Annotated in this window: 11 protein-coding genes; 7 read left to right on the top strand and 4 right to left on the bottom strand. The window is 68.1% G+C overall.

Features of this window, described 5'->3' with window-relative positions:
• Positions 1–278 precede the first annotated feature (278 nt).
• Positions 279–767, top strand: a complete 489-nt coding sequence (locus QZT59_RS02035; protein WP_290810621.1) for a cupin domain-containing protein — start codon at positions 279–281, stop codon at positions 765–767.
• A gap of 8 nt (positions 768–775) precedes the next feature.
• On the opposite strand, the gene QZT59_RS02030 is transcribed toward QZT59_RS02035, so the two are convergent.
• A complete protein-coding gene (locus QZT59_RS02030) occupies positions 776–1585 on the bottom strand; it encodes a M55 family metallopeptidase (RefSeq protein WP_290810618.1) in 810 nt (269 codons plus the stop codon).
• Positions 1586–1692: 107 nt separating this feature from the next.
• Here QZT59_RS02030 and QZT59_RS02025 point away from each other — a divergent pair, with 107 nt between their 5' ends.
• Positions 1693–2511 carry a polysaccharide deacetylase gene (locus QZT59_RS02025; RefSeq protein ID WP_290810615.1) on the top strand — a complete coding sequence of 273 codons (819 nt, stop codon included), beginning with the start codon at positions 1693–1695 and terminating at the stop codon, positions 2509–2511.
• Positions 2512–2684: 173 nt separating this feature from the next.
• Positions 2685–3512, top strand: a complete 828-nt coding sequence (locus QZT59_RS02020) for a GNAT family N-acetyltransferase (protein ID WP_290810612.1) — start codon at positions 2685–2687, stop codon at positions 3510–3512.
• 26 nt (positions 3513–3538) lie between these two features.
• Here the strand turns inward: QZT59_RS02020 and QZT59_RS02015 are convergent, their stop codons facing one another.
• Together QZT59_RS02015 and QZT59_RS02010 are read right to left on the bottom strand one after the other, a co-directional pair.
• Positions 3539–4597, bottom strand: a complete 1059-nt coding sequence (locus tag QZT59_RS02015) for a Glu/Leu/Phe/Val dehydrogenase dimerization domain-containing protein (RefSeq protein WP_290810609.1) — start codon at positions 4595–4597, stop codon at positions 3539–3541.
• A 162-nt stretch (positions 4598–4759) separates the two neighbouring features.
• Positions 4760–5692, bottom strand: a complete 933-nt coding sequence (locus QZT59_RS02010) for a ribonucleoside-diphosphate reductase (protein ID WP_290810606.1) — start codon at positions 5690–5692, stop codon at positions 4760–4762.
• A 179-nt stretch (positions 5693–5871) separates the two neighbouring features.
• Between QZT59_RS02010 and QZT59_RS02005 the strand changes: the two genes are divergently transcribed.
• From QZT59_RS02005 to QZT59_RS01990, 4 genes are all read left to right on the top strand, one after another.
• Entirely contained in the window at positions 5872–6969 is a 1098-nt protein-coding gene (locus QZT59_RS02005; RefSeq protein ID WP_290810603.1) for an ATP-binding cassette domain-containing protein, read from the top strand.
• A complete protein-coding gene (locus QZT59_RS02000) occupies positions 6969–7784 on the top strand; it encodes an ABC transporter permease (RefSeq protein WP_290810600.1) in 816 nt (271 codons plus the stop codon). The genes QZT59_RS02005 and QZT59_RS02000 overlap by 1 nt, the downstream gene beginning before the upstream one ends.
• Before the next feature lie 231 nt (positions 7785–8015).
• The gene (locus QZT59_RS01995) at positions 8016–8177 is read left to right on the top strand and encodes a hypothetical protein (RefSeq protein ID WP_290810630.1); all 162 of its coding nucleotides are present in this window, start codon (positions 8016–8018) and stop codon (positions 8175–8177) included.
• On the top strand, positions 8131–8604 hold the full coding sequence (locus tag QZT59_RS01990) for a type II toxin-antitoxin system VapC family toxin (RefSeq protein ID WP_290810627.1): 474 nt from the start codon (positions 8131–8133) through the stop codon (positions 8602–8604). Before QZT59_RS01995 ends, QZT59_RS01990 begins: the two co-directional genes overlap by 47 nt.
• On the opposite strand, the gene QZT59_RS01985 is transcribed toward QZT59_RS01990, so the two are convergent.
• Positions 8605–10794 (bottom strand): (Fe-S)-binding protein, encoded by a 2190-nt coding sequence (locus tag QZT59_RS01985; RefSeq protein ID WP_290810597.1) that lies wholly within the window; start codon positions 10792–10794, stop codon positions 8605–8607. It lies immediately after the preceding gene.
• Positions 10795–10966: the final 172 nt, after the last annotated feature.

Below are 10966 nucleotides of genomic sequence, written 5' to 3'. Positions count from 1 at the left end.
TCGGCATCGTCGCCGTCGGCGCCATCGCGCTCGTGACCGCGATGGTCGGCTTCCTCATCGCGCTGGGGGCGTCCTACGACGAGTCCGAGGAGCGAACGATCGTCGAGATGGCTCGGCGTACGGAGTCGGTCGACGGCGAGGGTCGGAGCGTGGGCGATCGTTAAGTCCTGGGCCGCCGTCTCCCGGTGCCCGCCGCGGTTGCGTGAGGCGGCCCGTTCACCATCCACGGAAGGCACCGCCCACGGAAGGCATTTTTCGCTGGCTCGAGATCGGTACGTATGGCCAAGACGAACGCGGCGGAGCTCGAGTGGGAGACGCTCGAACGCGGCGGGAGCGAGTGGAAGCGCAAACGGCTCGGCGCGGCCGCGGGCGGCGACGAGATCGGCTGTAGCCTCTACGAGCTCCCGGCGGAGAAGCGATCCTGGCCGTACCACTACCACGCGGGCAACGAGGAGGCGCTGTTCGTCCTCGAGGGAGCCGGCACGCTCCGACTCGACGGTGACGAATTAGCGCTCGAATCGGGCGACTACGTCGCCCTGCCGGCGGGGGAGCGCGGCGCCCACCGGGTCGTCAACGATTCGCCCGGAGCGCTTCGATACCTGCTGCTCTCGACGATGAACGAGCCGGACGTGACGGTCTACCCCGACTCGGAGAAGGTCGGCGTCTTCGCCGGCTCGCCGCCCGGCGGCGACGGCGAGCGGGACGTCCACGGCTACTACCGGCTCGCGGACGGCGTCGACTACTGGACCGACGAGGAGCCGGCGTAGTCCCGAACTCAAACGGAGAGCTTGCTCGCGCCGCGGACGAAGCGATAGGCTTCCGTGACGTCGATCGCCTCGCGAACCGCGGTCCGGCTATCGGCGCCTCGTTCGACGCCGGGCCAGAGCGTCGCGACGTCCGCGTACTCGGCCCGCACGAAGTCGACGGCGACGCGGAGCGGCGGATCGATCGGAACGGGCCGCTCGACCGCCTTCGGCGGGTCGGCCGCCGCGTCCCTCGCGGCCTCGCGGATCTCCTCGCGCGCCTCGGCCGGGGGCCGACACCGCGCCGCGGCGAATCCGCGCGCGGACTTCGTCGCGACGTACCGGGCGGCCGGGAGCCGCGCCGCGACCGTCTCGCCGAGGACGTCGTCGCCGGTCACCAGCGCGACGGGGACTCCCAGATCGCCGAGCAGCGCCGCGTCGAGTTCCACTTCGCCGACGGAGCGGCCGTCGAGTCGGACGTCGGCGAGCGATCCCGAGAACGTGTGCTCGAGGAAGCCGCCGGTTCCGGGTCGGTCGTGAAAGCCGACGAGGACGGCGAGGTCCGCGTCGTCCGGAACGCCGTCGACCATGCCGTTCGGGCGCGGGCCGCCGCGGACGAGCGAGGCCCGGTCGTGCAAGGCGGCGGGGTCGACGGTCAGCTTCGACCCGTGGGCGTCGGCCACGGTGACGGTCGCGTCGGGCTCTGCCGCGAGGAGGCCCTCGACGGCCGCGTTCACGTCGGCGACCATCGCCCGCCCGGCTTCGGGTTCGTCGTCGTCTTCACCGCCGTAGCCGCTCACGCCTTCGACGTCCGCGGAAACGAACGCGCAAAATTCGGACATGACTCGGCCAACGAGGCGACGACGGTAAACGTCACGGCTGCGCGTCGGCGCCGCGTCGTCCACCCCCGGGCGGAAAGCCTTACCCGCGAGCCCCCGTTGAGCCCGGCGTGCACAGGGTCTGTCTCACCTACGACTTCGACGCGGTGGCGGCGTGGCTCGCCCAGGGACGGCCGGGTTTCGCCTCGTGGGGCGTCTACGGCGCCGAGACGGCCGCGCCGCGGTTGCTCGACCTCCACGACCGGTACGAGGTTCCGTCGACCTGGTTCGTCCCGGGCCACACGGCCGAGAGCTTCCCCGAGGTCGCGGGGCGCGTCCACGACGACGGCCACGAGATCGCCCACCACGGCTGGAGCCACGAGGCGCTGCCGACGCTCTCGCCGGCCGAGGAGCGCGCGGATTTCGTGCGAGGAATCGACGCCCTCTACGACCTGACCGGCGAGAAGCCGGACGGCTTCCGCGCGCCCGACGGCGGCTTCTCCCCGCGGACGGTCGAACTCCTCGAGGAGTTCGGCTTCGGGTGGGACTCGAGCGAGGGCGTCCGCGACTTCCGGCCGTACCGCCTGCGAACGGGTGCGACCCTCGACCTCGACGCGCCGTACGAGCCGGGTCGAGAGACCGGGATCGTGGAGGTGCCACTCGTCTGGCACCGCGACGACTGGATGCAGCTGTTCCCGGTCGTCTCCGGGCCGGAGTGGGTCGCCTACGGCGAGGAGCCGGCGGTCTTCGAACGGTGGCGAACCGATCTCGACTGGATGCGCGAACGCGTCGATGAGGGCGTCTTCACGCTGCTCTTGCACCCGCAGTGTGCCGGCCGGGCGCCGTTCGTCGCCGAGTTCGAGGCGTTCCTCGCCGACGTCCTCGAGATGGACGACGTGACGTTCGCCACGTGCGGTGAGGTCGCCCGCGAGTTCGATCCGGGGGCCTAGCCCGGATCCGCCGGGACCGGCAGCCGGTTACCGCCTCGCTCCAGGCTCCCGGCAGCCGGCGGCGCTCCCGCGCACCACACTCCCGGCGGCACCTCCCACCAGCCTCGCGGCGGCGATCCCGCGCACGAGTCTGCCGGCAGCCAGCTTTTCCCTCGTCCGGGCGAGACGCGTGCATGGAGATTCGAGAACCCGAGCCCGACGAGACGGGCCGGATTCGCGAGGTCGCCGACAGCGCCATGACGACCTCCTACGGCCTCAGCCCGGCCCGGATCGACGCGATCGCGGACGAGCAGTTCGCCGACGACACGCTCGAAGGTCGCCTCGACGACCAGTCGTCCGTCCTCCTCGTCGGCGAAGCGGACGTCGACGGCGGCGAGTCGACGATCGCGGGCGTCGTCAGCGGATCGGTGGACGGCGAGTGGGGCGAGGTGAGCTGGCTGCTCGTCGATCCCGAGCACCGCGGCCGGGGACTCGGCACGTCGCTTTTCGAGGCCGCGACCGAGGCGCTTCGAGACGGTGGCGCCGAGCGGATCAGGGCGACCGTCCTCGAAGCGAACACGGAAGGCCACCAGTGGGTCGAGCGATTCGATCTCGTCCGCGAGGGCGAGCGATCGATCGAACTCGCCGACGAGTCGGTCGTGTCCGCCGTCTACGCGGACCCCGACGCGGACGGCGACCTCGAAGAAGTGGCGATCGAGGAGCCGTCCACCGACGAGGACGTCGACTTCCCCGAGGCGGCGCTCGAGGACGGCACGCCCGTCGTGACCACGGACGACGGCGACGAGGCGTTCGTGGAGAGAGACGAGGAGGAATCCGGGACGGCAGCGCCGTTCTACGCCGCCTACGCGGACGAAGGGCGCGCGGACCAGTTCGGGTACTACTGCAGCAACTGCGGGTCCCTCGACGTCGAGATGGACGAGATGGAACGCCTCGAGTGCTCGAACTGCGCCAACTCCCACGCGGAGCGATCGAAGGAGTCCTACGACCGCTCGCACCTGTAACCGTCACACCGGGGGGCGGGCGCGAATCAGTCGCCCGCGACGGCCGGCGTCGTTCTCTCGCCGCGCTCGATTCGCTCGTTCGCGTAGTCGTCGGCAGCCTGGAGGACCGTCGTCCCCGCGTCCTCTGCGCGCTCGATCATCGAGAGCAGCCGATCCTGGATGGCCTTCGCGCGCTCGAACGCGGTCTCCCGGTTCCCGCCGCGGTGTTCCTCGGCGACGGTGATGAGCCCGCCGGCGTTGATCACGTAGTCCGGGGCGTACAGGATTCCGCGGTCGGCGAGGGCGCCGGCGTGACGGCGCTCCGCCAGGACGTTGTTCGCGGCGCCGGCGACGACGTCGCAGTCGAATCGGGAGACCGTCTCGTCGTTGACGACGCCGCCGATGGCACAGGGGGCGAAGACGTCGCAAGGTTCGTCGTAGACGGCGTCCGGCGCGACGACGTCGGCGTCGTGCTCGGCGAGGAATCGCTCGACGTTGTCCTCGCTCACGTCGGAGATCGTCACGGCGGCCCCGCGCGCGATGAGGTCGGACGCGAGCGCCGAGCCGACCTTCCCGAGTCCCTGGACGACCACTTCGACGTCGTCGAGCGAGTCGGCCCCGTACTCGTGTTCGACGCAGGCGCGGATTCCCGCCAGAACGCCCGTCGCGGTGATCGGCGACGGGTCGCCGAGGCCGTCGCGGAGGCCGACCACGTGATCGGTCGTCCGTCGGACGATCTCCATGTCGTCGACCCCCGAGTTGACGTCGACGGAGGTGATGTACCGACCGCCCAGGCACTCGACGGCGCGGCCGTACGCTTCGAGAAGCGCCTCGGTCTTGATCTCCGCCGGGTCGCCGAGGATCACCGCTTTCGCGCCGCCGAGGTCGAGGTCGGCCGCGGCCGCTTTCAACGTCATCGCGCCGGAGAGCCGCAGCACGTCCTCGAGGGCCGCGTCCTCGGACTCGTAGTCGAGGATGCGCGTCCCCCCGAGCCCCGGCCCGAGCGTCGTGTCGTGGATGGCGACGATGCTCTGCAGGCCCGTCTCGGGGTCCGAAAAGTACGATACCTGTTCGTGCCCCCCGTCGTCGAGCGCGTCGAATACCATGGGATAACCTTTGCGCTCAAGGTAAAAATTCTACTGACACGCGCCGGGACTGCCGGCACCGGTGACGATCGCCTGCCGCGTTCGGGACCGCAGCGCGTTCGGGACCCCGCGCCGCGGTGAGCGGGCGATCCGCGGTGAGCCGACGCGTCCGACCCGCCCGGCTCAGTCGTCGCTCTCGAGGGAGACGAGCTCGTCGACGTCCGGAATCTCCGCCGAGGCGTCGGCGATCTGTTCGAGGCGCTGGGCGTGCTTTTCCATCGCGTACGCCGCGAGCTCGCCTTCCTCCATGCCGACGGGGTCGCCCTCGGGCTGGAACCGGTCGTCCTCGGTGATCCCCTGGACGAGCGGCAGGAGGTCGGCGACGGTGGTCTCGACGAGCCGCGAGTCGACGCCCTCCTCCTGGACCAGCGTCTTCAGCTGGTTCATCCCGAAGCCGACGTGGCGGCCCTCGTCGCTGCGGATCTTCGTGAACCCCTCGACGAGCCCCGGGAGGTGGGGCAACTCCTCGAACGCGTCGCCGCCGAACGAGCGCTGCATGCCGAAGTAGCCCGTCTGGGCGAGGATCCCCTCGACCGTCAGGTGGTAGTGGCAGTAGGCGATCGCGAGATTTTCCGGCGTGTCGTCGGCGAGGAGCCGGTACTGGGCCCGCCGGTTGCGATCGAACAGCTCGACGTAGGGCTCGTTGAACCACTTCTCGTCGCGCGGGCTGGATCGCTCCCAGCCGAGGTGGTCTTCGAGCCCCCAGACGACCTCCCGCCAGTAGCGATCGAAGAAGTCGGCGTGCTTGGCCTCCTCGTAGAGCTGCGTCGTCAGGAACAGCTGGTCGTCGATGTCGTCGAGGACGACCGCCAGCGGAGCCAGGTCCTCCGTGACCGCGTCCTCGCCGGCGCCGAACTTGGCGATCCCGTTGACGATTCCGTCGAGGTTCACCCGCTCGAACGAGTCGGCCGCCTCGGCGTAGGCGCGAAGGTTCTCCAGATCCCGGCCCAGGTCGATCTCGCCCGGATCCCAGTGGCGTTCGACCGCGTTCCGGTAGTAGCGATTCGACCGCGAGTCCCGATCCATCACGGCTGTCGGGGTGTAGGACGGTTCCATACCACATCCATCCCCTCCGACCGGATAAGCGTGATGACGACGGCGTTCGGGTACTTATCGGGGCGTGACGGTACGGTTCTCGGAGCTGGCCGCTTTCTGGCGGCAATCCACGCGGCTGACGGGTCCCCCGACGATCGAACCACAACACCCTTAACCGCCGTCACCACCGAGCGAGCGACATGCCACCGGCGATCGAGACGTGCGATCTCGTCAAGGAGTACGGCGAGTTGCGCGCGCTGCAGGGACTGTCGCTGACCGTCGAGGAGGGCGAGTTCTTCGGACTGCTCGGCCCGAACGGGGCGGGGAAGACGACGTTCATCGAGACGCTGGTCGGGCTCGTGCGCAAGACCGGCGGCGAGGCCCGCGTCTTCGGGTACGACGTCGAGGACGACTATCGGGAGGTGCGGGACGCGATCGGGCTGGCGCCCCAGGAGTTCAACGTGGACCGCTTCTTCCCCATCCGGGAAGTCTTGATGCACAAAGCGGGCTACCACGGGATTCCGAAGGCCGAGGCCGCCGAGCGCGCGGACGAGGTGCTCAAGCGGGTGGGCATCTACGACAAGCGCGACGAGCGATTCGACTGGCTCTCGGGCGGAATGAAGCGCCGGCTGCTGCTCGCTCGCGCCCTGGTCACGGATCCGGATCTGCTGATCCTCGACGAGCCCACGGCGGGCGTCGACGTCCAGCTCCGCCGGGACCTCTGGGAGCTCGTCACCGAACTGAACGAGGAGGGGACGACGGTGCTGCTGACGACTCACTACATCGAGGAGGCCGAGCGCCTCTGTGACCGGGTCGCAATCTTGAACGAGGGGCGGACGGTGACGGTCGCCACGCCGGACGAGCTCAAAGCCCGCGGGACCGACACGATCGACGTTCGACTCGATTCCGCGCCGGCGACCGCGCTGACGCTGGGCGAGTACGCCCTCGAATCGGAGCTCGAGGACGACCGGCTCCGGGTCCGCGTCGACGACGGCGGCGCGGTCGCGCCGGAGCTGCTCGCCGAGCTTCGGTCGACGGGCCACGAAGTGCGCGACCTCGAGATTTCGAGAGCCTCGCTGGAGGAGATCTTCGTCGACCTCACCCGGAGCGAGGACCGCACGGTGACCCGGTCGGCGGCGAGCGATGCCGCGGACGGCGCCGACGAGGTCAGCGGCGACGACGAACCGCGAGCGGAGGAGGCGAGGACGGACGGCGGCGCGGCCGAACGCGATGGCGCGGACGGCGGCGCGGCCGATCGTGATAGCGTGGACGCCGAACGCGCGGAGGGGAGTCGCTGATGTGGACCGTCGGCGCCCGGACGCTCTTTCGCCGGGAGGTGCTGCGGTTCGTCCGCCGCCCCAAGAACACCTTCATGCCGCCGGCGATCACGAACGTGCTCTACTTCGCCGTCTTCGGCGTCATTCTGGGCGGACGGATCGATCAGATCGCGGGCTTCGACTACATCCTCTTCATCCTGCCCGGGCTGATCGTCCTCGGCACCATCTCGAACGCCTTCGAGAACGCCTCGTTCTCGATCTTCCACGGCCGGTGGAACGAGTACATCCACGAGACCGTCACTTCGCCGCTGTCCTACGCCGAGATGGTGCTGGCCTACGTCGGGGCGGCGGCCGTCCGCGGGCTCGTCGTCGGCGTCATCATCGCCGCCGTCGGCTTCCTGTTCGTCCCGTTCACGGTCGAGAGCGGGGGGATCGCCGTCGAGCACGCCGCCTACCTCGTGGCCGTCATGGTCACCATCTCGGCGCTGTTCGCCGCGCTCGGGATCATCGGCGGCCTCGCGGCGCGGGACTTCGACGACCTCACGGTGATGAACCAGTTCATCCTGCGCCCGTTGGTGTTCTTCGGCGCGGTCTTTTACTCGCTGGAGATGCTGGGCACCTACGCGCAAGTCGCCTCCCTGCTGAACCCGATGGTCGTGATGGTCGACGGCGTCCGCTACGGGATGCTCGGCTACTCCGACCTCGCCGCGATCGGTCCGGAGGTGTACGCCGACGTGATCCCGGTGGCCGCGCTGGCCGCGCTGATGGGGCTCACCGTCGCGGTCCTCGCGTTCGACGTCTACCTGTTCGAACGCGGGTACGGGCTGACGGAGTGAGTCGTGACGGCCTCACTGCCGTTAGAACGAATCGTCGCGGCCGAAGACGAGGCCGAAAGCCACCCGGTAGAAACGATTTCCACGCCACCCAGTTTGTTAGTAGATATGCCCACTTCGGTGAAGATGAACGAAGGGACGAAAGATCGTCTCAAGCGACTCCAAGCCGAAATCAAGCTCCAGACCGGGACAAAAGTTTCCCAATAGGAGTTACTGGATCGATCAGTCGATACCGTGTACGACTCGAAAGCCGATTTCATCGATTCGTTCCGTGACGAGTGGAGCGGGTTGGCCGAGGAGGAGGTCGATCGACTCGTCTCCGGTACGGCCCCGTCGGGCGACCCGGTGGCTGAAGACGAAATCGACGAGGCGCTCTACGGTTCCGAACTCGAATGAGCTTGTTCATCGACACGGGGTTTTTTACGCTCATCAGGACGAGAGCGCACCACGTCACGAGGTCGCACTCGAGGCGCTCGCGACCGCGAGTGCCGGGTCGGACGGGCGACTCTTCACCAGCGAGTACGTTTACGACGAAGCCGTGACGCTCGTCAGGCAGCGAAGGGGCCGGTTCAACGACGCGAAGCGAACGGGCGATCGAATTCGCGGCATCGACCCGTTTCCGTCCGCATTCGAGATGCTGTTCGTGACGGAATCCGTGTTCGAAGAGACGCAGGAGATTTTCGAGAGGTACGACGACCAGTCCTTGAGTTTCACCGATGCGAGCACGATCGCGCTCATCGAGCGCTCTGACGTCGACGCGGTCCTTAGCTTCGACGACGGCTTCGACGGGATCGTCGAACGAGTCGATCCCGCGTCCGTCTGATCAGTCCGCCGCGAGCTCGACGCCCGCCTCGTCGGCCTTCCCGATCGCCTCGATCAGCAGCTCGGCGACGTCGACGATCTCGATGTCGTCCTCGAAGCCGCCGGTCTTGCGGCCGTCCTCGTACATCGTCATGCACATCGGACAGGCGACGACGAACTTCTCGACCGCGGCGCCCGCGTCGGTGTCCTCCAGGGCCTCGCGCAGGCGCTCCTCGCTCGGTTTGGGCTCTTCCTCGAAGTCCATCCAGAGGCCGCCGCCACCGCCCCCACAGCAGAACGAGTCGGCGCGGTTGCGCGGCATCTCGTGGAGGTCGGCGCCGGTCGCCCGGACGAGTTCCCGGGGCGCCTCGTACACGTCGTTGTACCGGCCCAGGTGGCAGGGGTCGTGGTAGGTGACCGTGTAGTCGAGCTCGTCGCCGCGGAGGTCGAGTTTGCCCTCCGTGACGAGCGCTTCGATCGCCTGCGTCCAGTGGAGGACCTCGATCTCCCCGTCCGAATTCCAGGCGTCCTCGTACTCGAACGGCATCATCGGGTCGTCGGCGAACTCTTCGAAGTCGACCTCGGGGTACTCGTTCAGGAAGGTGTTGTACGAGTGCGGGTCCGTACAGACGATCTTCTCGAACTCGCAGTCCTCCCAGGTCTCGACGTGGTGGCCGGCGAGCTCGATGTAGAGGAACTCTTCACCCACGCGCCGGATGTCGTTGCCGTCGTACTTCTCGTCCTCGAAGAGGATCCCGAAGCTGACGTCGGCCGCCTGCAGGATGGTCGCCAGCGAGCGGGCGACCTGCTTGTTGCGCTCGTCGTAGCTCGGGTAATCGCCGACGTACCACAGGTAGTCGACTTCCTCCTCCCGGGCGTCGTCGAGCTCGAACTCGAGCTCGTCGGCCCAGCCGGCGCGGTTGCGCGGCGAGTCGCCGAACGTGTTGCCGTTCTGCATGACGTTCTGGAAGACGTCCTGCATGCTCGAGCGGACGTCGCCCTGGTCGGTCATCTGCCGGTTGAGCCGCGTGAAGCTCTTCAGGTGCTCGATCTCGACGGGGCAGGCGTCCATGCAGGCCATGCAGGCCATGCAGGACTCCATCGTCTCGGTGTCGATGACCGAGGTGCCGCCGTCGGCGACGATCGGACGCTCCTCGCCGCCGGCGTCGAGCTCCTCGCGATACTGCTTGAGGTCCAAGATGACGTTCCGCGGGTCGAGCGGACGGTCGGACGCCTTCGCGGGGCAGACCGCCGAACAGCGCCCGCACTTGGTACAGGCGTCCTGGTCGAGGATCTCCTTCCAGGTGAAGTCGTCGATGGACTCTGCGTTGGTCGCGTCGAGGTCCGCGGGGACCCCGGGCAGACGCCGACCCGCCTTCTCGTCGCGAGTGACCACGTTCGCGAACGAGGAGAGCATGTGGAACGGCTTGGCGTAGGGCAGCCACGCGATGAAGAAGAACGCGAGCAGGGAGTGAGACCACCAGGCCAGCCAGTGGAGGTTCTCGGCGTTCAGCCCGCCGCCGTTCAGGCCCGCCTCCTCGGGACCGAGGACGGGCAGCGCCATCGCGTCGAGCACCAGCGCGATGGCGTAGCCGACGAAGCTCACCCGCTCGAACTCGGGGATCCCCATCGAGTAGATCCGCAGCCCCTCGAGCAGGAAGCCGCCGACGCCGAGGAAAAAGAGCGTCCAGATGAAGAGGTCGTCCTCGAGCGAGGAGTGGCGACTGAACAGCCGGCGGTTGCCGACCCAGTAGCGCCGGTAGAGCGCCATCCCGATGCCGACGACGAACAGCAGCCCCATCGCGTCGACGATGAACTGGTAGGAGAGGTAGAAGTCGCCGACCCAGAAGGAGTCGCCGGTGACGAGTTCCCAGAAGTAGCCGTCGACGAAGAGGATCGTCGTCGCGATGAGCAGCGTCAGGAAGCCCCACATGATGAACGCGTGCATCAACCCGCCGTAGAGGTCCCGGTTGAACTGCTTCTCGTTCGAGAAGACGATCTTCGTCGCCGCCACGATCCGGCCCCCGAGCTCGTTCAGCCGGGGGAAATCCTCGTCGTCACCCCGGGCGTAGCGGGCGAACCGCCGGTAGATCCCGAACGCGAGGACGAGCAGCGTGATGGTGGTGAGGAGGTAGAAGATGGCGTACTCGGTGGAGGTGATCCCCCAGTACGTCTCCCTGGTCGCCTCGCTCGCCTCCAACGGAGTTTGCATGCGTACGTACGCGAGTAGAACCACCTTAACTCTTGTCACACTCCGAGCGACCGAACCGCCTCACGTCGTGCGAGAATTCACCCAGGATTTACCGTTTTTATTCGTCGGAAATCGGCCGACAGGGAGGGAATCGGTCGGCGGGCTCACGGCAGTGGCGACTCCCGGGTAGGCC

This window comes from Halovivax sp., assembly GCA_007119345.1.
In the GTDB taxonomy this organism is placed as follows: Archaea; Halobacteriota; Halobacteria; order Halobacteriales; family Natrialbaceae; genus Halovivax.
The sequence above is the reverse complement of the archived record's forward strand: the minus strand, read 5'-3'. Positions and strand labels throughout refer to the sequence as shown.

What these genes read in the sequence shown, in the direction of transcription:
- QZT59_RS02000 (WP_290810600.1), top strand. Translation starts at nt 6,969, where the DNA reads ATGTGGACCGTCGGCGCCCGGACGCTCTTTCGCCGGGAGGTGCTGCGG.
- QZT59_RS02015 (WP_290810609.1), bottom strand. Translation starts at nt 4,597, where the DNA reads ATGGTATTCGACGCGCTCGACGACGGGGGGCACGAACAGGTATCGTAC.
- QZT59_RS01985 (WP_290810597.1), bottom strand. Translation starts at nt 10,794, where the DNA reads ATGCAAACTCCGTTGGAGGCGAGCGAGGCGACCAGGGAGACGTACTGG.
- QZT59_RS02020 (WP_290810612.1), top strand. Translation starts at nt 2,685, where the DNA reads ATGGAGATTCGAGAACCCGAGCCCGACGAGACGGGCCGGATTCGCGAG.
- QZT59_RS02010 (WP_290810606.1), bottom strand. Translation starts at nt 5,692, where the DNA reads ATGGAACCGTCCTACACCCCGACAGCCGTGATGGATCGGGACTCGCGG.
- QZT59_RS02030 (WP_290810618.1), bottom strand. Translation starts at nt 1,585, where the DNA reads ATGTCCGAATTTTGCGCGTTCGTTTCCGCGGACGTCGAAGGCGTGAGC.
- QZT59_RS02035 (WP_290810621.1), top strand. Translation starts at nt 279, where the DNA reads ATGGCCAAGACGAACGCGGCGGAGCTCGAGTGGGAGACGCTCGAACGC.
- QZT59_RS02005 (WP_290810603.1), top strand. Translation starts at nt 5,872, where the DNA reads ATGCCACCGGCGATCGAGACGTGCGATCTCGTCAAGGAGTACGGCGAG.